The following is a 21,010-nucleotide window of genomic DNA, read 5'->3' as shown; positions in this document are numbered from 1 at the left end:
AGCGGATGGCATATAAAAGTGTTGTGCAGGAAGTCAGGGAAATTACCCTGGCCACCGAGCTGATCGAACTTGGTGCGCGGTTGCAATTGCTGGAAGCTGAAACCAGTCTGTCGCGCGACCGGCTTATCAGGCTGTACAAGGAACTGAAAGGGGTGTCGCCGCCCAAGGGCATGTTGCCGTTTTCGACCGACTGGTTCATGACCTGGCAGCCGAACTTTCACTCATCGCTGTTCTACAACATCTACCGTTTCATGGCCGGCCACGGCGGCGGTCTGACGATCCAGTCGATCGTGAAGAGCTACCGGCTCTATCTGGAGTCTGCAAGCGACATTCGGCGGGCCTTCCGCCCCGATCGGCCGGTACCGGGCCCGGCCTGCCCGGTTTAACCCGCCTCTGGTTTACACCGGAGCGCCGAGCCGCTTTTCCGTCAAAGTTTTCTGCTCCGTTGCCGTAAACCAGATTAACGACGGTCACCGTCGCTTCTTTGTGAGGGCTCGGCAGTGCTGATTTTCGTGGGAACACTCGTGACGCTCTTGTCCGTTTTCGGCGGTTACGCGCTGGAAGGCGGCCATCTCGGCGCGCTGCTGCAGCCTGTCGAAGTGCTGATGATTGTCGGCGCCGGCGTTGGCGCGTTCATTCTCGGTAACGGGATGAAGACGATCAAGGCGACGCTGCGCGTCATTCCAACCCTGTTCAAGGGCGCGAAGTACAACAAGGATGTCTACATGGAGCTGATGGCGCTCCTGTACGTCCTGCTGGCCAAGGCACGCAAGGAAGGCACGCTGACGCTGGAAGCCGACATCGACGACCCGTCGAAGAGCCCGATCTTCACCCAGTATCCGAAGATCCTCGCTGACAAGCACATCATCGAGTTCCTGACCGATTACCTGCGTTTGATGGTCGGCGGCAACATGAACGCGTTCGAGATCGAAAGCCTGATGGACGAGGAGATCGAGACGCATCACCAGGAAGGCGAGGCGCCCGCGCACGCCCTGAACAAGGTCGGCGACGCCATGCCGGCGTTCGGGATTGTGGCCGCGGTGATGGGCGTGGTGCACACCATGGCCTCCGCCGACAAGCCGCCCGCGGTGCTCGGCGAGATGATCGCTCAGGCGCTGGTCGGCACCTTCCTCGGGATTCTGCTTTCGTACGGGCTGATCGGGCCGCTCGCGAGCGTCGCCGAACAGCGCGTGACCGAGTCGACCAAGATGTTCCAGTGCATCAAGGTGACGATTCTCGCCAGCCTGAACGGCTACGCGCCGGCTATTGCCGTCGAATTTGGCCGCAAGGTGCTCTTCTCGACTGAACGCCCGTCGTTCGCCGAGCTGGAAGAGCACGTGCGCCGCGTCAAAGCCAAGTAACGGGCGCCGGGAACCGATTCGATGAGCAAGGATAAAGATCGCGCCATTGTCGTCAAGCGCGCCGCGCCGAAGAAGGCCGGCCACCATGGCGGCGCGTGGAAGCTCGCCTACGCGGACTTCATGACCGCGATGATGGCGTTCTTCCTGCTGATGTGGCTGCTGAGTTCGGCCTCCACCGTGCAGTTGAGAGGCATCGCCGATTACTTCAACCAGCCGCTGAAGATCACGCTGTGGGGCGGCGATCGCAGCGCCGAGGACACGAGCATTCTGAAGGGCGGCGGCCGAGACATTTCGACCGACGCGCAAGGCGTCACACGTTCCACCGATGGTTCGAATAACCGCTCCGAGCGCAGTGTTTCGCATAGCAACGACGACTCGGAAAAGCAGTCGCAGGGCGAGTTGGAACGCCGCGAACAGGTCCGCCTGCACGATCTGCAGGTCAAGCTGATGGCCGCGATCGAAGCGAACCCGGTGCTGCGCCAGTTCAAGCAGCAGATCCGCATCGACTCGACGCTGACCGGCTTGCGTATCGAAATCGTCGACTCGCAGAAGCGGCCGATGTTCGCGACCGCAAGAGACGTGGTTGAACCGTACATGCGCGACATCCTGCGCGAAATCGGTCACACGCTGAACGACGTGCCGAACCGCATCATCGTGCAGGGCCACACCGACGCCGTGCAGTATGCGGGCGGCGAGAAGGGCTACAGCAATTGGGAACTGTCGGCGGACCGCGCCAACGCGTCGCGCCGTGAGCTGGTCGCCGGCGGCATGGACGAAGCGAAGGTGATGCGCGTGCTCGGCCTCGCGTCGACGCAGAACCTGAACAAGGCGGACCCGATGGACCCGGAAAACCGCCGCATCAGCATCATCGTGCTGAACAGGAAGTCGGAGGAGGCGCTTGACCATGACGACTCCACCACGACCACCTTGTCGGACGACGCAGCCGGCTCCAAGCCGCTGCTGCAAAGACTTGCGCAACCGGTGACGGTTGCACCGAAGGTGCCGGCGGTAGCGCCGGCATCCCAGTAACAGATAGCGATCGGCTGGCTGTTCCATGCGCTCGGGTAGCGCGGACGGCCAGCCGGTCCATAGCGTAGTGCAGCGAGGTTTTCATGATCAGGCACATCCTGGCAATCGACGATTCGGCATCGATGCGGCAAATCCTCGCCGCAACGCTGACGACGGCCGGCTACGAAGTGACGCTCGCGGCGGACGGCAATGAAGGGCTCGAAAACGCGCTCGCCATGTCGTTCGACCTCGTGCTGACGGACCAGCACATGCCGGGCAAGACCGGCCTTGATCTGATCACCGCGCTGCGCGGCAATCCGGCCTACCAGGCGACGCCCATCCTCGTCCTCACGACGGAATCGGGCGAGCCGTTCAAGGCGGCGGCGCGGGCCGCGGGGGCGACCGGCTGGATCGAAAAGCCGCTTGACCCCGACTTGCTGACCGAACTGGTGGCGGCGTTAGCCGAACCAGATCAGGCATGAGCGGCCCTTAAGCACCACCTTTACACAAGTTATAGAAGCTCTCGACGCGGCGGCACGGCAGCCCAAGCCTAGACAGGAACTCTCGCGGTGACCCAGGCATGACACTCGACATCACTCAGTTCTATCAGACGTTCTTCGACGAAGCGGACGAACTGCTCGCGCAGATGGAGCAGTTGCTGCTCAATCTGGATATCGCGCACCCGGATCCCGAAGACCTCGCGGCGATTTTCCGCGCGGCGCATTCGATTAAGGGCGGCGCGGCGACGTTCGGCTTTACCGCGCTGACGGAAACGACTCACATCCTCGAATCGCTGCTCGACCGCGCACGCAATAACGAACTCGTGCTGCGCAAGGACATGATCGACACGTTCCTCGAAACCAAGGACGTGTTGTCGGGCCAGCTCGCGGACTACCGTGCGAGCGCCGAGCCGGATGCGGCAGTCGCCAAGGCGATCTGCGCGAAGCTCGAACAGCTGCATCATGAAAGCCTCTTCGACGAAACGCAGGCGGCGACGGCCGCCGAAACAGCAGTAGCGGGCCAAATAACAAAACAGGCAGCAAAACAGGCAGCAGAACAGGGAGTAGAAGAGGGACCCCCGCCTGCGCACGTCGTCGAACAGGCGGTGCAGGTGGCGGGTGAAGAATGGACTGACGGCGAACCGGCACAGACCGGGCAAGCCGCGGGCGCCGGTGAAGAAGCCGGCCCCCATCTGAAAATTACGCTACGGGGCGTAGGTGAGAAGGACCAGGAACTGCTGGCCGAAGAGCTCGGCAACCTGGGCAACATTGTCGGAAAGGTCAAAAGCGGCGGCGAACTGACGCTGTGGCTCCAGACCGATGTGACCTCCGACGACATCATCGCCGTGTGCTGTTTCGTGATCGACGAAAGTCAGATCTCGATCGGCCGCGGCACCGCACCGGCGGACGAGACGCAGCAAGGCGAACCTGGAACGCCGGACGCTGCCGATTCGACCCCGGCGCATGCAACACAGGCGGCACAAGCAACACGAGCGGAGCAGGCAGCATCGTCGGCACCGGCGGCCCACACCGCTGCGCCCGCTCAAGCTGCCGCCACGCACGGACTGTTCGACGTCTCGGCGTCGCAAGCGAATACCCCGGCGCCCGCCGCCGCGAGCAGCGCACCAGCGGCAAGCGTGGCAACCAGCGCGGCGGGGAACAACGCACCGGCCGAACAGGACCGCAAGGCTCGTCCGGCTGCGGCGGCAGGCGGCGCGGAAGGCAGCTCGATTCGCGTCGGCGTCGAGAAGGTCGATCAGCTGATCAACCTGGTCGGCGAACTGGTGATCACCCAGGCGATGTTGGCCGAGACCACCAGCACGTTCGATCCGGCCTTGCACGACCGGCTCTTCAACGGCATGGCGCAGCTCGAGCGCAACGCGCGTGATCTGCAGGAAGCGGTGATGTCGATCCGCATGATGCCGATGGATTACGTGTTCAGCCGCTTCCCGCGTCTGGTGCGCGATCTGGCGGCGAAACTCGGCAAGGAAGTGGAGCTTGTCACCTTCGGTCAGGCGACCGAACTCGACAAGAGCCTCATCGAACGGATCATCGATCCGTTGACTCACCTCGTGCGCAACAGTCTCGACCACGGTATCGAAACCATGGAAGCGCGGCGTGCGGCAGGCAAGGATGCGACTGGCCAGCTGGTGCTGTCGGCCGCGCATCACGGCGGCAACATCGTCATCGAAGTGAGCGACGACGGCGCCGGTTTGCGCCGCGACAAGATTCTCGCGAAGGCCGCGAAGCAGGGCATGCAGGTCAGCGAAACGATGTCCGACGAAGAAGTCTGGAACCTGATTTTCCTGCCGGGTTTCTCGACGGCGGAGCAGGTCACGGACGTCTCGGGCCGTGGCGTCGGCATGGACGTGGTGAAGCGGAACATCCAGTCGATGGGTGGTCACGTGGAAATCACCTCACATGCGGGCAAGGGCAGCACCACGCGCATCGTTCTGCCGCTCACGCTGGCCATTCTCGACGGCATGTCGGTCAAGGTCGGCAACGAGATCTTCATTCTGCCGCTCAACTTCGTGATGGAGTCGCTCCAACCGCGTGCCGAAGACATCTACACGGTGGCCAACGGCGAACGCGTGGTGCGCGTGCGCGGCGAATATCTGCCGCTTGTCGCGCTGCACGAAGTATTCAACGTCGAAGAGGCCAAGCAGGAACCGACGCAGGGCATCGTCACCATCATGCAAACCGAAGGGCGCCGCTTTGCGATGCTGATCGACGAGCTGGTGGGGCAGCAGCAGGTGGTCGTGAAGAATCTGGAAACGAATTACCGCAAGGTGCATGGCATTTCCGCCGCAACCATTCTCGGCGACGGCAGTGTCGCGCTGATCGTGGACGTGGCGGCGCTGAATCGCGAAACGCGCCATGCGCACGGCGCGATGAGCCTCGCATGACGTTCGTAACGGCCTCCGTAACGCACGCAGTTTTCGCAACACTCACTCAATCAATTTCATCCCAACCGTTTGGGGGCTAACGTGGCAGAAGTCCAATCCATCAATTCGAGCGTCGCGAACGCGACGAATGGTCGCCGCGACGCGCAGCAGGCAGACGCCGGCGGTCAGGAGTTCCTCGTCTTCACGCTCGGCGCCGAAGAGTACGGCATCGACATTCTCAAGGTGCAGGAAATCCGCGGCTACGACAACGTGACGCGTATCGCCAATGCCCCTGAGTTCATCAAAGGCGTGATCAATCTGCGCGGCATCATCGTGCCGATCGTGGACATGCGCATCAAGTTTCATCTGGGCCGCGTCGAGTACGACCACCAGACCGTCGTGATCATCCTGAACGTCGCGCACCGCGTGGTCGGGATGGTGGTGGACGGTGTGTCGGACGTGCTGACGCTCGCCACCGACCAGATCATGCCGGCGCCGGAATTTGGCGCGACGCTGACGACCGAGTACCTGACGGGGCTGGGCACCGTCGACGGCCGCATGCTGATCCTGATGGACATCGAGAAGCTGATGACCAGCCGCGAAATGGCGCTGATCGAAACGCTCGGCGCCTGAACGTCAGTACGCGTCGGTACGAAAGATAGATCGAACAGGGAGCACGAGATGCTGAGCAGGTGGTCGATTCGCACATCGCTGACGATGGTGGGGATCATTCTGGTTGCGCTGACCGTCGTGGTCGGCGCGCTTGGTCTAACTGCGCTGAACGGCGCGAGCCAGTCGCTCGACCGTATCGCGCGCGGCGATCTGGTCGCCATTCACGCGCTCGACGATGCGTCGTCTTACCTGTTGCGTTCACGTCTCGCGGTGGACCGCTTCAACACGCTGTCGGCCGCGGGTAACGCGGACGAAGCGAAGAAAGCGATCGACCGTGCGCAGGAACTGCTGAGCAAAGGCAATCAGAGCTGGCAGATCTATCTCGATGCGCCGAAGAAAGGCATCGATCAGGCGCTCCTCGACGATGTCCTCGCCAAGCGCACGAGCGTGATGCGCGACGGCGTCGATCCGGTGTTCGCAGCGCTGAACGCGAACGACATGGCCGCTTATCACGCGATCGCCGATACGAAGATCAGCCCGATGTTCATCGCCTACGACGGCGCAGCGTCGGCAGTGATCAAGGCATTGCAGCAAAGTGCCGTGGACCAGCAGGCAAGCGCGCAATCGGACATCTCGCTGATGACGACGCTGATCATTGGCGTCACCGCAATTGCGCTGCTAATGGTGGTGGGCATCCGCTTCGCGCTGCGTGGCCTGATCGTGCAGCCGCTGAACGATGCGACCGCGTGTTTCGAACGGATCGCCTCGGGTGATCTGTCCGAGACCATCGAAGTATTCAGCCGTAATGAAATCGGCCGCCTCTTCGCCGGCATCAAGCGGATGCAGGACAGTATGTCGACGATGGTAAAGGCGGTTCACAGCAGCACTGAATCGATCGACACCGGCGCGCGCGAAATCGCGATGGGCAACACCGATCTGTCGCAACGCACCGAGCAGCAGGCCGCGTCGCTGCAGGAAACGGCTTCGAGCATGGAGCAACTGACCGGCACTGTGCGCCAGAACGCCGAGAACGCGCGCCAGGCGAGCCAGTTGGCTGTCAATGCGTCCGATATCGCGACGCGCGGTGGCGATGTGGTGAGCCAGGTCGTCACGACGATGCAGGGCATCGCGACCAGTTCGAACAAGGTCGTTGACATCATCGGCGTGATCGAAGGCATTGCATTCCAGACCAATATTCTCGCGCTGAACGCGGCGGTCGAAGCCGCGCGGGCAGGCGAACAGGGCCGCGGTTTCGCGGTGGTCGCAGGCGAAGTGCGCAGCCTCGCGCAGCGCAGCGCCAGCGCCGCGAAGGAAATCAAGGAACTGATCGGCGACTCGGTCGACAAGGTGCAAAGCGGTTCGGCGCTGGTGGGCCGGGCGGGCACCACGATGGACGAGATCGTGCAGGCGGTGCGCCGTGTGACCGACATCATGGGCGAAATCAGCGCGGCTTCCGAAGAGCAGTCGGGCGGCATCGAACAGGTGAATCGCGCGGTCGTGCAGATGGACGAGGTGACGCAGCAGAACGCCGCGCTGGTCGAACAGGCGGCGGCTGCAGCGGCGTCGCTCGAAGAGCAGACGCGTCAATTGCAAGCGGTGGTGAACGGCTGGAAGGTGGCCGGCGGTGAGGCGCGCAGCAGTGTGACGGCGGCCCGTCCGCAAGCTGCGGCACGCTGGAACGGCAGCAAGAGCGGCAGCCAGCAAGTGAAGTCGGCAAAGGCAGCGCCGCAAGCACCCGCGCACACCGCAGCGCACCCGGCAGCAGGCAAGGCGGCCAGCACGGCAACACATGCAGCATCGGCTTCGGCCACCCAGGGGGCCGACACCATACGTGTCGAACCGGCTCTCAAACCGAAGACGGCTCGCGCCGCATCCGAATCCGCAGCACGTCCGGCCCCAGTAGGCGCCAAGACGGCAGGATCGGACGCGGACTGGGAAACGTTCTAGGAAGTGGCACAAAGACATGCGGTCATTCGGCATCTCGCTCCATGAGGGGCGAATCATCGAAGCACGCTTACAAAGCGTGTCGCGGGCCGACTGCGTGTTGGCAAAACTCGCGGGCGGGCGCGACCCCGCGAACACAATTCCTTCCGCCAACGGACACTCCTGCGGCGGAAAGCGGAATGGCTCGTATTGCAGGCAGGAACTCTCATGATGGCAACGCGCGCACAGCAACGTCCGCAACCGGCAGGTCCCGAGCGGGCGGAACCGGTTAGATCCGGCGAGCAAGGACGGGATTTCGAATTCACGTCGGCGGATTTCGCTCGCATTCGCGACCTGATTCATCGCAGCGCGGGCATTTCGCTGTCGGATCACAAGCGCGACATGGCGTACAGCCGGCTGGCGCGCCGGCTGCGTGCCCGTGGCCTCGAGACCTTCAAACAGTACCTCGATCTGCTCGAAGCGGAAAACGATCCGGCCGAGTGGGAAGCGTTCACCAATGCGCTGACCACCAACCTGACCGCGTTCTTCCGCGAAGCCCATCATTTTCCGATCCTCGCCGAGTTCGTACCGCGCCGCGCGCAGCCGGTTTCGGTGTGGTGCTCGGCGGCCTCGACCGGTGAGGAGCCGTATTCGATCGCGATGACGCTGATCGAAGCGCTCGGCGATAGCGGCGCGCGTCAGGCCACCGTGCTCGCCACCGACATCGACACGCAAGTGCTGGCGAAAGCCGAAGCCGGGATGTATCAGTTCGACCAGGTGAAGCATTTGTCGCCCGAGCGGCTCAAGCGCTTCTTCCTGAAAGGCACTGGCGCGCACGCCGGCATGGTCAAGGTGCGCCCGGAAGTGCGCGCGATGGTGCGCTTCGAACAACTGAATCTGACCGATCGCGATTACCAGTTGCGCTCGCAGTTCGACGCGATCTTCTGCCGCAACGTGATGATCTACTTCGACAAGCCGACGCAGGCGCAGGTACTCGCGCGCTTCGAGCCGCTGATGAAATCGGGTGGCTTGCTGTTTGCCGGCCACTCGGAAAACTTCACCTATGTGACGCAGGCGTTCAAGCTGCGCGGCCAGACCGTCTATGAGCTGACGCGTGACGCAGGCGCCGCCGCACGCACGCCGGCACGCGCCACGAGCCATGCCGGCAACGCTACGACCAGCGGGGTGACCGTATGAGCAGCAGCCTGCCGATCGCCACCAACCTGTATTTCGACAACCACTTCCAGCGCCCCGGCGTGAAGCTGTTGCCGAACGAGTTTTACACGACCCAGGAAGACATGGTGCTCGTCACCGTGCTCGGTTCGTGTGTTGCGGCCTGCATCCAGGATCGCACGGCCGGCATCGGTGGCATGAATCATTTCATGCTGCCCGACGACGGCGCGGACGCCGGTCAGCCCGCGTCGGATTCGATGCGCTATGGCGCGTATGCGATGGAAGTGCTGATCAACGAATTGATCAAGGCCGGCGGCCGGCGCGAGCGCTTCGAAGCCAAGGTGTTCGGCGGCGGCGCGGTGCTGGCCGGCATGACGACGATGAACATCGGCGATCGCAATTCGGAATTTGTGCGCCGCTATCTGGCGCTCGAAAAGATCCGCATCGTCGCCGAGGATTTGCAGGGAAATCATCCACGCAAGGTCGCCTTCATGCCGCGCACCGGCCAGGTGATGGTGAAGAAGTTGCGTCTGCAGCAGGAAGCGGGCGTGGCTGAGCGCGAACAGGCGCTGGTGCGGCAAAGTGCTGAAGCGCGTGCCGAGCGGCTCGCGGCGGCGCGCAAACGGGTCGAATTGTTCTCGACGCCGGCTGCCACGCGGCCGAAGGTCGAACTGTTCGGTGCGGCAGGCGGCAGTGCGGGCGCGGGCACATCGAAGCCGCGCATCGAACTGTTCGGCGCAAGCCCGCGCCCGATTAATTCAAACAACGCCAGAACTACAGAGGAGGCGTGAGCGCTGTGCAAAAGATCAAAGTACTGTGCGTCGACGATTCGGCGCTGATCCGCAGCCTGATGACGGAAATCATCAACGGCCAGCCGGACATGATCGTCGTGGCGACTGCACCCGACCCGCTGGTCGCGCGCGATCTCATCAAGCAGCACAATCCGGACGTGCTGACGCTCGACGTCGAAATGCCGCGCATGGACGGTCTCGACTTCCTCGAGAAGCTGATGCGTCTGCGGCCGATGCCGGTTGTGATGGTGTCGTCGCTGACCGAGCGCGGCAATGAAATCACGCTGCGCGCGCTGGAGCTGGGTGCGGTCGACTTCGTCACCAAGCCGAAGGTCGGCATTCGCGACGGCATGCTCGACTACTCGGAAAAGCTCGCCGACAAGATTCGCGCTGCGGCTCGCGCACGGGTGCGCCAGGCCGCGCCGGTGCAGCACGCGGCCACGCATGCCGCGCATGCGCCTGCCGCCGCCGCGCCGCTCTTCAACAATCCGCTACTCAGTACCGAGAAGCTGATCATCGTCGGCGCATCGACGGGCGGCACCGAAGCGATCCGCGAAGTGCTGGTGCCGCTGCCGCCAGATGCGCCCGCCGTGCTGATCGCGCAGCATATGCCGCCGGGTTTCACAAAATCTTTTGCGCAACGCCTTAATGGTTTGTGCCGGATTACCGTTAAAGAGGCAGAGCACGGCGAACGCGTGCTGCCGGGGCATGCGTATATCGCGCCTGGCCACGCTCACCTGTTGCTGGCCCGCAGCGGCGCGAACTATATTGCCCATCTGTCGGACGAGCCGCCGGTCAACCGGCATCGGCCGTCGGTCGACGTGCTGTTCCGTTCGGCCGCGCAGCACGCGGGCAAGAATGCGGTCGGTGTGATTCTGACCGGAATGGGGCGCGACGGGGCCGCCGGACTGCTGGAGATGAAAAAAGCGGGGGCGTACACCCTCGCGCAGGACGAAGCGAGCTGTATCGTGTTCGGCATGCCGCGCGAAGCCATTGCGCTCGGCGCCGCGGACGAAATTGTGTCGCTGCCGGAGATGAGCCGTCGCGTGATGGCGCGTCTGTCGTCAATGGGGGACCGCGTACAGCGGGTATGATGCGCGCCGGGTGAATTTAACTGGCGGTCATGCGCCGCATCATGGATCAAGCAAAGGGAATGAAATGGATAAGGGAATGAAGATTCTGGTGGTTGACGACTTTCCGACGATGCGTCGGATCGTTCGCAACCTGCTCAAAGAGCTCGGCTACTCGAACGTCGACGAAGCGGAAGACGGTCAGGCCGGCCTCGCGCGCTTGCGCGGCGGTACGTATGACTTCGTGATCTCCGACTGGAACATGCCGAACCTCGACGGTCTGGCCATGCTCAAGGAAATCCGCGCCGACGCCAACCTGACGCATCTGCCGGTGCTGATGGTGACGGCCGAGTCGAAGAAGGAAAACATCATCGCGGCGGCACAAGCCGGCGCGAGCGGTTATGTCGTCAAGCCGTTCACGGCCGCGACGCTCGACGAGAAGCTCAACAAGATTCTCGAGAAGATGGCGAAAGCCGGGAGCTGATGTGAATTTGCCGACCAACGCGCAAGGCGCCGAAGCGGTGAGCGAGAGCGGTGACTTCGCGTCCGACCGCATCCTCGCCCGTATCGGACAACTGACGCGCACGCTGCGCGACTCGATGCGTGAGCTCGGGCTCGACAAGCATGTCGAGCGTGCGGCGGAAGCCGTGCCCGATGCTCGCGACCGTCTGAAGTACATCGCGGACATGACCGAGCAGGCCGCCGAGCGCGTGCTGTCCGCGATCGACGTCGCCAAGCCGATCCAGACGCAATTGCAGCAGGACGCGGGTGAACTCGACGCGCGCTGGGAGCAATGGTACGCAGCGCCGATCGAGCGCGAAGAAGTGCGGGCGTTGATGAACGACACGCGGACCTTTCTGCGCGGCGTGCCGGAAGCAACGAGCGCGACCAACGCGCAGCTGATGGAGATCATGCTGGCGCAGGACTTCCAGGATCTGACCGGCCAGGTGATCAAGAAGATCACGGATGTCGTGTACCTGATCGAGCAGCAGTTGCTCGGCGTGCTGGTCGAGAACATCGCGCTCGAGCGGCGCGAGCAGTTCGCGGCGAATGCGGCGGCACTGGCGGCCGAGCCGTCGTCCACCGGCAGCCCCGAACATCTGCTGAATGGTCCGCAGATCAATCCGGAAGGCAAGACGGACGTGATGCAGGACCAGTCGCAGGTCGACGATCTGCTGGCGAGTCTCGGCTTCTGACCAGCCGCCCGCCCGCAAGGGCGCGGGGCCGGATCGCCGGATCGCCGGATCGATATGGGTGGCAGGCCACGCTCCCGCGTGCGCTTGCTGTCTGCCGACACAAACCACAGGCATACTACGAGCTCAAGCAGCGGCACGGCTTTCTGTGAGAAATAGTCACCGGTCGGTAGCGCGGTAAGGCATGCTTTCAGAGTGCGACCGCAGCGGTGCCGTATGATCTGCATACATGCTGCCGGTTCGCACGAGGTGCGAGCCGAGCCGCAGCAGCTCGGGAGGAGCCTTGTCATGTGGAGTCTTGTACGTCGCGCCGGGTTCGTTATGGCGCTAGCATTACCCTGTTCGCTGTCAGCCCTGCAGTCCGCCCATGCGGCACTTGGCGGCGCCCCGATGACGCCCCCTACGGATGCGTCGGTCTCTTCCCGCACCGTGCAGCCCGGCACCAGTTCGGCAACGGCGGCTCAAAGCGTGATGCGTTCCGCATCCAGCGCTGCCTCTTCCAGCTCAGCTACCGCGTCCTACACCGTGCGTGAAACTACGCTCGGCAACGGCACGGTGGTGCGCGAATACCTCGCTGCGGACGGCTCGGTCTTCGGCATTGCGTGGCGCGGTCCGCAAATGCCGGATCTCAACGATCTGCTCGGCAGCTATTTCCCGCAGTACGTCGCCGGCGTAAAAGCCGTGCGCGCGGCGCGCGGAGGCGCTCGTGGACCCGTTGCGGTCGATCAGAGCAGCCTCGTGGTCCGCTCTGGCGGCCACATGGGCGCGTTCAACGGTCAGGCCTGGCTGCCGCCGGCGTTGCCCGCCGGCGTCAGCGGTTCCGACATCCAGTAAGGGCGGGGACGAACGATGCGAACCATGCAAAGTGCTATGAAGCTCAAGGGCTGGATGCAGGCCGTCGTGGCCGTGGCGTTGGTGGCGGTGGTGGCCGCATGCGGCGGTGGCGGCGGCTCCAGTTCCAGTAATAATTCGTCGACCACGCTGAACGGCGGCTCGCTGCCGGCCAGCCCGACCCAGCAACCGATCGCCGCGACCGCGGCCAACACCGTGCCGATCACGGTCGGACAGGGTGTGAACGGCGTCATCAATATTCCGACGGTTAGCGTGACTGTATGCGCGCCGGGTTCTACATCCAATTGTCAGACCATTAACAACATCCAGGTCGATACCGGGTCGTTCGGGCTGCGTGTGGTTAGCTCGGTGCTGAAAACTTCGTTGCTGCAGGCGTTGCCGGTCAGTACCGTGGCCAGCGGCGCGCAAATCGCCGAGTGCGCGGCCTTCGCCGATGGTTACACGTGGGGCACGGTGCGCACCGCGACGGTGGCGATCGGCGGGGAGACGACGACCGGGGGTATTCCGTTGCAGATCATCGGCGATTTAGCCGCGAGTACGGTGCCGGCGAAAGGCTGCGGCAGCGGCTCGGCGGAAAACACGGTCACCGATCTCGGCGCCAACGGCATTCTCGGCATCGGCACGGCGCCCACCGATTGCGGCGCAACCTGCGCGAACGCGTCGACTGCCGCCACCTACAGCAATTATTTTGCCTGTCCGGGGGGCACCTCGTGCGCCCGTACCGCGGTGCCGCTCAATCAGCAGGTCGCTAATCCGGTCGCCAATTTCCCGGTCGACAATAACGGCGTGATCGTGCAGATGCAGCCGGTGTCGAACACCGGTGCACCGTCGGCCACCGGCACGCTGGTGTTCGGGATCCGCACGCAGTCGAACAATCCGCTGGCGGCCGCGCAGACCTTCGCCACTGACGCCTACGGCGACATGAACAACAGCGTGTACAACGGCACGACGGTGCAGGCGTTCTTCGATTCGGGTTCGAACGCGTACTTCTTCGCCGACAACTCGCTCGCGCTGTGCCCCAGTAATTACGCCGGGTTCTATTGCCCGTCGGCCGCGCAAACCCGGTCGATCACCCTGGCCGGCGTGAATAGCACGAAAGCCAGCGTCAGCATCGGCATCCTGAGCGCGAGCACGCTATTCGGCAACAGCAGCAACTATGCGTTCAACGATCTGGCCGGACAGATCAGCGGCAACAGCAGCTTCGATCTCGGTTTGCCGTTCTTTTATGGCCGTTACGTGTATTACGGCTTCGATCAGACGTTGACCACCGGTCAGGCGCCTTACGTCGGCTTTTGAACCGTATGGCGAAAACGTAAGAACCTGTCGGGCACCTGCGTGAAGACGCGTGGGTGTCCGGTCGACCGTAGCCTAACTGGCATCCGTAGCAAACCACGCTTGGCTAACTGGTCCCCAGTTAGCCGCCCGTAGCCCACGCCCCATCACGCGGACGTGAACCGCAGCGGCCCGGCCAGCAAGCCGCACCGCGCCGCTTGCCGGCTGTTCCATCCCTCGAAATACCCCCCTTTCTCCGCCCTTATCCGCCGATCATCGCTTGCGTCGAGCGGGAATAATCGCTCTCACTGGAAAGAGGCGCCGTGCCTCGGCCGACTGGAGAGCGTTTGTGGCAGAGGATAGCGACCTCGAAAAAACCGAATCAGCCACTCCCCGGCGCCTGCAAAAGGCGCGCGAGGAAGGGCAGATCGTGCGTTCGCGGGAGCTGTCGACGTTTGCGCTGCTGGCAGCGGGATTCTTCGGCGTATGGGGTATGTCCAGCAGTATCGGCCAGCGTTTGCAGGACATGCTGCGGGCGTCCTTCACGTTCGATCACGCCACGGTGTTCGAAACCCGCCGCATGATGATCGGCGCGGGCGCTGCGAGCCGCGAAGGCCTGTACGCGCTGCTGCCGGTTCTCGCCTTCACCGGCGCCGCCGCCCTGCTCGCGCCAATGGCGCTGGGCGGCTGGCAGTTGTCTTCGAAAGGCCTTGAACCCAAGTTCAACCGGCTCAATCCGATCGAAGGGCTCGGCAAGATGTTCTCGATCAACGGGCCGATCCAGCTCGGCATGTCGCTCGCGAAGACGCTCGTGGTGGGCGGCATTGGCGGCTCGGCGATCTGGAATCGCCGCGAGGAAATTCTCGCGCTGGCGACCCAGCCGTTGCAACTGGCGCTCGCCAACACCGTGCATCTGATCGCGGTGTGCTGCGGCATGACGGTGGCGGGCATGTTCGTCGTGGCCGCGCTCGATGTCCCGTATCAACTCTGGCAGTTCCACAAGAAACTGCGCATGACGAAGGAAGAAGTGAAGCGCGAACACCGCGAAAGCGAAGGCGATCCGCACGTCAAAGGCCGGATTCGCCAGCAACAGCGCGCCATTGCCCGCCGCCGCATGATGACCCAGGTGCCGAAGGCCGACGTGGTGGTGACCAACCCGACGCACTTCGCCGTCGCGCTGCAATACACCGACGGCGAGATGCGCGCGCCAAAGGTGGTCGCCAAGGGCGTGAACCTGGTGGCCGCGCGGATCCGCGAAATCGCCGCCGAAAACAACGTGCCGCTGCTGGAAGCGCCGCCGCTCGCGCGTGCGCTGTATCACAACGTCGAACTGAACCGCGAGATTCCCGGCCCCCTCTACGGTGCGGTCGCCGAAGTGCTCGCGTGGGTGTATCAGTTGCGGCGTTTCAACACCGAAGGCGGTGTCGCGCCGGTCGCACCGACCGAGTTCGACGTGCCGGCGGAGCTCGACAAGGGCGGCGTGCCGGACGATGAAGCCGAGCAGGAAGCCGCCGACACGCTTAACTCTGCCAATACGCCAGATAACGACGACGCTTCAGGAGCCTCCGCATGAACGCTCGCGCCGGATTCCTGTCCCGACGGCCGGATGCCTTGAGCGGCACCAATTTGCGCGCCCTCGCCGGGCCGGTGCTGATCTGCATGATCCTCGGCATGATGATTCTGCCGTTGCCGCCGTTTCTGCTGGATCTGCTGTTCACCTTCAATATCGCGCTTTCCGTGATGGTGCTGCTCGTCAGCATGTACACGATGAAACCGCTCGACTTCGCCGCTTTCCCAAGCGTGCTGCTGTTTTCGACCTTGCTGCGCCTGTCGCTGAACGTCGCGTCCACGCGCGTCGTGTTGCTCGAAGGCCATACCGGCCCGGACGCAGCGGGCCAGGTGATCGAGTCGTTCGGCCACTTCCTCGTGGGCGGCAACTTCGCGGTCGGTATCGTCGTCTTTGTCATTTTGATGGTCATCAACTTCATGGTGATCACCAAGGGTGCGGGGCGGATCGCGGAAGTGTCCGCGCGCTTCACGCTCGATGCGATGCCCGGCAAGCAGATGGCGATCGACGCCGATCTGAACGCCGGCCTCATCAACGAAGATCAGGCTCGCAAGCGCCGTCTGGAAGTCTCGCAGGAAGCCGAGTTCTACGGTTCGATGGACGGTGCCAGCAAGTTCGTGCGCGGCGATGCGATCGCCGGCTTGCTGATCATGGTGATCAACATCGTCGGCGGGCTGATCGTCGGGATGGTACAGCACGGCATGGACTTCGCGTCCGCGGGCAAGACCTACACGCTGCTGACGATCGGTGACGGCCTCGTCGCACAGATCCCGTCGCTGGTGATTTCGACGGCGGCCGGTGTGATCGTCTCGCGCGTCGCGACCAACGAAGACATCGGCACGCAGCTGACCGGCCAGCTCTTCACGAACCCGCGCGTGCTGGTGATCACCGGCTGCATTCTCGTGCTGATGGGCATGATTCCGGGCATGCCGCACTTCGCGTTTCTGCTGCTCGGCGGCGGTCTGATTCAACTCGGCCGTACGATGAAAAAGCGCAGCGAGGACCGCAAGACCAGCGCGACGCTGGTCGACGTCGCACCGGCCGCGATGGCCCCGGTGGAAAACACCGAAGCCAGCTGGGACGACGTAACGATGATCGACATGCTCGGTCTCGAAGTCGGCTACCGGCTGATTCCGCTCGTCGACAATAACTCGGACGGCGAGCTGCTCAAACGGATCAAGAGCATCCGCAAGAAGTTCGCGCAGGAGATCGGTTTCCTGCCGCCGGTGATCCATATCCGCGACAACCTCGAATTACGGCCGAACGGTTACCGGATCGCGCTGAAGGGCGTCGAAGTGGGCGTCGGCGAAGCGTATCCGGGGCAGTGGCTGGCGATCAATCCGGGGCAGGTGTCCGCCGCGCTGCCGGGCACACCGACCCAAGATCCGGCGTTCGGCTTGCCGGCCATCTGGATCGATACGAATCTGCGCGAACAGGCGCAGGTGTACGGCTACACGGTGGTCGATTCGAGCACGGTGGTGGCGACGCACCTGAATCACCTGGTGGTCACGCATGCGTCCGAACTGCTCGGCCGCCGCGAAGTGCAGGCGCTGGTGGAGCGGATGCAGAAGGACACGCCGTCGCTGGTCGAGGATCTGGTGCCGAAGTCGCTGTCGCTCACCACCCTGCAAAAGGTGCTGCAAAACCTGCTGGAAGAAGGTGTACCGATCCGCGACATGCGCACGATTCTCGAAGCGCTGTCCGAACACGCGCCGAAGGTCACCGACGCGCACGATCTCACCGCCGCTGTGCGGCTCGCGCTGGGCCGCGCGATTACGCAGCAGTGGTTCCCGGGCGTGGGCGATATGCAGGTGATGGGCCTCGATCCAAATCTGGAGCGGGTGTTGTCGCAGGCGCTTTCTACAGGCACCAACCCGGGCCTCGAACCGGGCCTCGCGCATACGCTGCTGAACGAAACGCAGAAGGCGATGACGCGTCAGCAGAACCTTGGGCTCGCGCCGGTGCTGCTGGTGCAGCATGCGTTACGGCCCATGCTTGCGCGGTTCCTGCGCCGCAGCCTGCCGCAGTTGAAGGTGCTGTCGTACGCGGAAGTGCCGGATACGCGCAATATCAAAGTGGTGAATCTGATCGGAACGCATGGCTAAACCCAGCGCGGTTATACCTGACAGTTAGCCGCAGTTGTTCCAGACCGATGGTTTCCGCCGGCGCTCCTCGAGCGCCGGTTTTCATTTCGGCGCCTGACTTTTCGTGTCGCAAGCAGGTGGCGGAGATCATGCTGCGTCCGCGAAAGCGCCGTCGGACGCCAACGAGGCGCCTGTTTCAAACCGTCGTGCGTGTGAATCGAAGTGCGTTTCCATCGCCCGAATTGCCCACCTTTAACGGTCTTTATCCATCGATCGTCACTCGACGGGTTTCGCAATAATGATCTCAATGGGAAGCGGTATGTTGCCGGTCCGTTAGTCCGTAAGTCCGTTTAGCACATCGGGGGTCCAGCTTGAACATTCGTAAATTTGTCGGCGCTACCAGTCGCGATGCTCTGCGTCTTGTGCGCGAAGCCTTGGGCCCGGATGCCGTCGTTTTGTCCAATCGCACGATGGACGACGGCAGCGTCGAGATCGTCGCGCTGGCCGACAGCGACCTCGCCGCCATCACGCCGAAGGCGCCGCGCGGCAGCGCAGGCGCAGCGTTGGCCGCGCCGATGAATGCAATGGCCGCACAGCAGCCCGCGCTCGCCGCACCGCGTGCTAAACCGACGATGCAAGCGAATCCGTATGCGAGTGGCATGCCCGACGTGTTCTCGTCCGTGTTCGGCGCAAGCCCGGAAGCGGGCGCCGAGAACATGACGCCGAACGTCGCGAACGCCGCGAACGCCGCGAACGCCGGTAGTGCGGCTTCAGGCTCAGCCGCGAAGCCCGCAGTCCCCGCAGCGCCGAAGGCCGCGCTGCCGAACGCGCCTAAAGCAACGCTGGCCGCACCCGCCGCACCCGCCGCAGCGTCGCTGTCCCAAGCAATCAGCATCGAGCAACCCAGCGCTCGTGCTGCGGCGACGCGTCTCACCGAAGACATCCGTGCGGATCTGCTCAAAGCCGCCGGTGTGCCGGCAGCGTCCGCCGCGCCTGCGGCTGATGTGTCGCGCACGATGGCCGAATCGAATCCCTGGCTGATCGATCACGCGCGCCGCATCGCGGCCGACCAGCAGCAGCAAGGCGCGTACAGCGCGCGCCCCGCCGCGATGACACCGGCCGCCGCAATGGCCAAGGGCCTCGGCGCCACAGTCGAACCCGCCGCACAAGCGGCCTCGCAGACCTCGCAACAGGCCGCCGCCCAACCGGCCGTGCCGCACACCGATACGCCCGAGTGGGCCCGCGAAGCCGCGCAACTCGCTGCGCGCCGCGCCGCTCAGAAAGTTGCACCGCCGCTGCCCACCGGCGACGACGCCCGCACCCCTGCTTCGGTCGCCGAAGCGATCAAGGCGCGCATGGAGCAGGTCGTCAACGACACCGTGATGAGCGAATTGTCGTCGATGCGTGGAATGATGGAAGAACACTTCGCCGGCCTGTTGTGGGGCGATCGCCAGCGCCGCAGCCCGGCGCGCGCCGCGCTCACCAAGCACCTGTTCGCCGCCGGTTTCTCCGCGCAACTCGTGCAGATGATGGTCGACAACCTGCCCGACGACGTCGACAACATGGAAGGCGGCATGGAGTGGGTGCGTTCGGTGCTCGAATCGAACCTGCCGGTGATGGAAGACGAAGACGCGTTGATGGAGCGCGGCGGCGTGTTCGCGCTGATGGGCCCGACGGGCGTGGGCAAGACCACGACCACCGCCAAGCTCGCCGCGCGCTGCGTGATGCGCTTCGGCGCCAGCAAGGTGGCGCTCCTCACCACCGACAGCTACCGGATCGGCGGCCACGAACAACTGCGCATCTTCGGCAAGATTCTCGGCGTGTCGGTTCACGCGGTGAAAGACGGCGCCGATTTGCAGCTCGCGCTCTCCGAACTGCGCAACAAGCACATCGTGTTGATCGACACGATCGGCATGAGCCAGCGCGACCGCCTCGTCTCCGACCAGATCGCGATGCTGTGCCGCGCCGGCCAGCCGGTGCAGCGTCTCTTGCTGCTCAACGCGACGAGCCACGGCGATACGCTGAACGAAGTGGTGCAGGCCTATCAACGCGCACCGGATCAACAGCCGCTCGCCGGCTGCATCCTGACCAAGCTCGACGAAGCCACCAATCTGGGCGGCGTGCTCGATACGGTGATTCGCTACAAGCTGCCGGTGCACTACGTGTCGACCGGTCAGAAGGTGCCGGAAAACCTGTACGTCGGAACGAAGAAATTCCTGATCAAGAGCGCGTTCTGCATTCCGCGCGACAACTCTCCGTTCGTGCCGCACGACGACGACATTCCGGCGTTGCTGTCCGCGCTGTCCGCACGGTCGACGGCTGAACTGCACGAGGTCCGCTTTGGATAAATTCTTCTCGGATCAGGCCGAAGGATTGCGGCGCTTGTTGGCGAGAAGCGGCTCGCGCGTGATTGCCGTGACCGGCGGATCGGCCGGCGTCGGCGCTACGACGACAGTGGTGAACCTCGCCGCGGCGCTCGCGCAGCAGGGCAAGGACGTGCTGGTGATCGACGAGTGTCTCGGCGGGAAATCGGTGAGCGCGATGCTCGGCGGTATGCGCGGCGCGGGCAATTTTGCGGCGGTGATGCGCGGCGAGATGACGCTCGACGACGCCGCCGCGCGCCACGCGCTTGGCTTCTCCGTGCTGGCCGCCTCAAGCAACAACCGCGAAGGTCACGCGCCCGCTGAGCTCGGCGTGGTGTTGCGCGGCTCCGCCGACATCGTGCTGATCGACGCGCAACTCGACCAGCACGGCCACCTGTCGCCCCTCGCGATGCAGGCGCACGACCTGATGATCGTCACGCGGGTGGCCGCGCAGGCGATCACCGACGCGTATGCATGCATGAAGCGTTTGCACTACGCACACGCCACCGCGCAGTTTCGCGTGCTGGTGAATCACGTACAGAGCGTCGAAGACGCGCGCACCGCCTTTGCCAACCTGGCCGGCGTGGCAGGTCGCTACCTGACGGTGGCGCTGGAAGACGCCGGTTGCATTGCCGCCGATGCGCGGATGGCGCGCGCCCTGGAGTTGTCGCGGTGTGTCGTCGATGCCTTCCCGTCGACACCGGCTGCGCGCGACTTCCGGCATCTTGCCGCCGAATTGCAGTACTGGCCGATGCGGCCAGCGATGTCGTCGCAAGCGCCCTGGATGGCGCCTGCGACAGTTACAGCGGCGCAACACGCCGACCAACCGTCCGCGCAGCACGCCTAAGAGGCGTCAC

Annotated in this window: 17 protein-coding genes and 1 pseudogene; all 18 read left to right on the top strand. The window is 63.9% G+C overall.

Going from position 1 to position 21,010, the window contains the following annotated elements; genetic code table 11:
• Positions 1–5: 5 nt before the first annotated feature.
• A pseudogene (locus tag HHL24_RS18965) lies at positions 6–317 on the top strand (FlhC family transcriptional regulator); the annotation flags it as partial.
• Positions 318–500: 183 nt separating this feature from the next.
• A complete protein-coding gene (gene motA, locus HHL24_RS18960; protein WP_073427790.1) occupies positions 501–1,361 on the top strand; it encodes a flagellar motor stator protein MotA in 861 nt (286 codons plus the stop codon).
• A gap of 21 nt (positions 1,362–1,382) precedes the next feature.
• Positions 1,383–2,390, top strand: a complete 1,008-nt coding sequence (motB, locus tag HHL24_RS18955; protein ID WP_169486959.1) for a flagellar motor protein MotB — start codon at positions 1,383–1,385, stop codon at positions 2,388–2,390.
• An 83-nt stretch (positions 2,391–2,473) separates the two neighbouring features.
• Positions 2,474–2,851 carry a response regulator gene (locus HHL24_RS18950; protein WP_169486958.1) on the top strand — a complete coding sequence of 126 codons (378 nt, stop codon included), beginning with the start codon at positions 2,474–2,476 and terminating at the stop codon, positions 2,849–2,851.
• A 98-nt stretch (positions 2,852–2,949) separates the two neighbouring features.
• Positions 2,950–5,274 (top strand): chemotaxis protein CheA, encoded by a 2,325-nt coding sequence (gene cheA / locus HHL24_RS18945; RefSeq protein WP_169486957.1) that lies wholly within the window; start codon positions 2,950–2,952, stop codon positions 5,272–5,274.
• 81 nt (positions 5,275–5,355) lie between these two features.
• Entirely contained in the window at positions 5,356–5,886 is a 531-nt protein-coding gene (locus HHL24_RS18940; RefSeq protein WP_028198487.1) for a chemotaxis protein CheW, read from the top strand.
• 48 nt (positions 5,887–5,934) lie between these two features.
• The gene (locus tag HHL24_RS18935; protein ID WP_169486956.1) at positions 5,935–7,812 is read left to right on the top strand and encodes a methyl-accepting chemotaxis protein; all 1,878 of its coding nucleotides are present in this window, start codon (positions 5,935–5,937) and stop codon (positions 7,810–7,812) included.
• Positions 7,813–8,016: 204 nt separating this feature from the next.
• Positions 8,017–8,985 carry a CheR family methyltransferase gene (locus tag HHL24_RS18930; RefSeq protein ID WP_169486955.1) on the top strand — a complete coding sequence of 323 codons (969 nt, stop codon included), beginning with the start codon at positions 8,017–8,019 and terminating at the stop codon, positions 8,983–8,985.
• Positions 8,982–9,752 carry a chemoreceptor glutamine deamidase CheD gene (gene cheD, locus HHL24_RS18925; RefSeq protein ID WP_169486954.1) on the top strand — a complete coding sequence of 257 codons (771 nt, stop codon included), beginning with the start codon at positions 8,982–8,984 and terminating at the stop codon, positions 9,750–9,752. Before HHL24_RS18930 ends, cheD begins: the two co-directional genes overlap by 4 nt.
• Before the next feature lie 5 nt (positions 9,753–9,757).
• Positions 9,758–10,846 (top strand): protein-glutamate methylesterase/protein-glutamine glutaminase, encoded by a 1,089-nt coding sequence (locus tag HHL24_RS18920; RefSeq protein ID WP_169487014.1) that lies wholly within the window; start codon positions 9,758–9,760, stop codon positions 10,844–10,846.
• A gap of 64 nt (positions 10,847–10,910) precedes the next feature.
• On the top strand, positions 10,911–11,306 hold the full coding sequence (gene cheY, locus HHL24_RS18915) for a chemotaxis response regulator CheY (protein WP_007179968.1): 396 nt from the start codon (positions 10,911–10,913) through the stop codon (positions 11,304–11,306).
• Position 11,307: 1 nt separating this feature from the next.
• Positions 11,308–12,018, top strand: coding sequence for a protein phosphatase CheZ (cheZ, locus tag HHL24_RS18910; protein ID WP_169486953.1), 711 nt, complete (start codon positions 11,308–11,310; stop codon positions 12,016–12,018).
• Between the two features lie 285 nt (positions 12,019–12,303).
• Positions 12,304–12,849, top strand: coding sequence for a DUF2844 domain-containing protein (locus tag HHL24_RS18905; protein WP_169486952.1), 546 nt, complete (start codon positions 12,304–12,306; stop codon positions 12,847–12,849).
• A gap of 15 nt (positions 12,850–12,864) precedes the next feature.
• Positions 12,865–14,163, top strand: a complete 1,299-nt coding sequence (locus HHL24_RS18900) for a DUF3443 domain-containing protein (protein ID WP_169486951.1) — start codon at positions 12,865–12,867, stop codon at positions 14,161–14,163.
• A 325-nt stretch (positions 14,164–14,488) separates the two neighbouring features.
• Positions 14,489–15,712, top strand: coding sequence for a flagellar biosynthesis protein FlhB (gene flhB / locus HHL24_RS18895; RefSeq protein ID WP_169486950.1), 1,224 nt, complete (start codon positions 14,489–14,491; stop codon positions 15,710–15,712).
• The gene (gene flhA / locus HHL24_RS18890) at positions 15,709–17,811 is read left to right on the top strand and encodes a flagellar biosynthesis protein FlhA (protein ID WP_169486949.1); all 2,103 of its coding nucleotides are present in this window, start codon (positions 15,709–15,711) and stop codon (positions 17,809–17,811) included. Before flhB ends, flhA begins: the two co-directional genes overlap by 4 nt.
• Before the next feature lie 350 nt (positions 17,812–18,161).
• Entirely contained in the window at positions 18,162–20,138 is a 1,977-nt protein-coding gene (gene flhF, locus HHL24_RS18885) for a flagellar biosynthesis protein FlhF (RefSeq protein ID WP_169486948.1), read from the top strand.
• On the top strand, positions 20,131–21,000 hold the full coding sequence (locus tag HHL24_RS18880; RefSeq protein ID WP_169486947.1) for a nucleotide-binding protein: 870 nt from the start codon (positions 20,131–20,133) through the stop codon (positions 20,998–21,000). The genes flhF and HHL24_RS18880 overlap by 8 nt, the downstream gene beginning before the upstream one ends.
• The last annotated feature ends 10 nt before the right edge of the window (positions 21,001–21,010 follow it).

The organism is Paraburkholderia polaris (assembly GCF_012927345.1).
GTDB classification, from domain to species: Bacteria; Pseudomonadota; Gammaproteobacteria; order Burkholderiales; family Burkholderiaceae; genus Paraburkholderia; species Paraburkholderia polaris.
Note: the sequence above shows the minus strand (reverse complement) of the source record. Positions and strands in the feature narration are given on the sequence as shown.

Coding starts and splice junctions, on each gene's coding strand:
- HHL24_RS18905 (WP_169486952.1), top strand. CDS start 12,304: ATGTGGAGTCTTGTACGTCGCGCCGGGTTCGTTATGGCGCTAGCATTA.
- cheA (WP_169486957.1), top strand. CDS start 2,950: ATGACACTCGACATCACTCAGTTCTATCAGACGTTCTTCGACGAAGCG.
- flhA (WP_169486949.1), top strand. CDS start 15,709: ATGAACGCTCGCGCCGGATTCCTGTCCCGACGGCCGGATGCCTTGAGC.
- HHL24_RS18950 (WP_169486958.1), top strand. CDS start 2,474: ATGATCAGGCACATCCTGGCAATCGACGATTCGGCATCGATGCGGCAA.
- cheY (WP_007179968.1), top strand. CDS start 10,911: ATGGATAAGGGAATGAAGATTCTGGTGGTTGACGACTTTCCGACGATG.
- HHL24_RS18930 (WP_169486955.1), top strand. CDS start 8,017: ATGATGGCAACGCGCGCACAGCAACGTCCGCAACCGGCAGGTCCCGAG.
- cheD (WP_169486954.1), top strand. CDS start 8,982: ATGAGCAGCAGCCTGCCGATCGCCACCAACCTGTATTTCGACAACCAC.
- HHL24_RS18935 (WP_169486956.1), top strand. CDS start 5,935: ATGCTGAGCAGGTGGTCGATTCGCACATCGCTGACGATGGTGGGGATC.
- HHL24_RS18900 (WP_169486951.1), top strand. CDS start 12,865: ATGCGAACCATGCAAAGTGCTATGAAGCTCAAGGGCTGGATGCAGGCC.
- motB (WP_169486959.1), top strand. CDS start 1,383: ATGAGCAAGGATAAAGATCGCGCCATTGTCGTCAAGCGCGCCGCGCCG.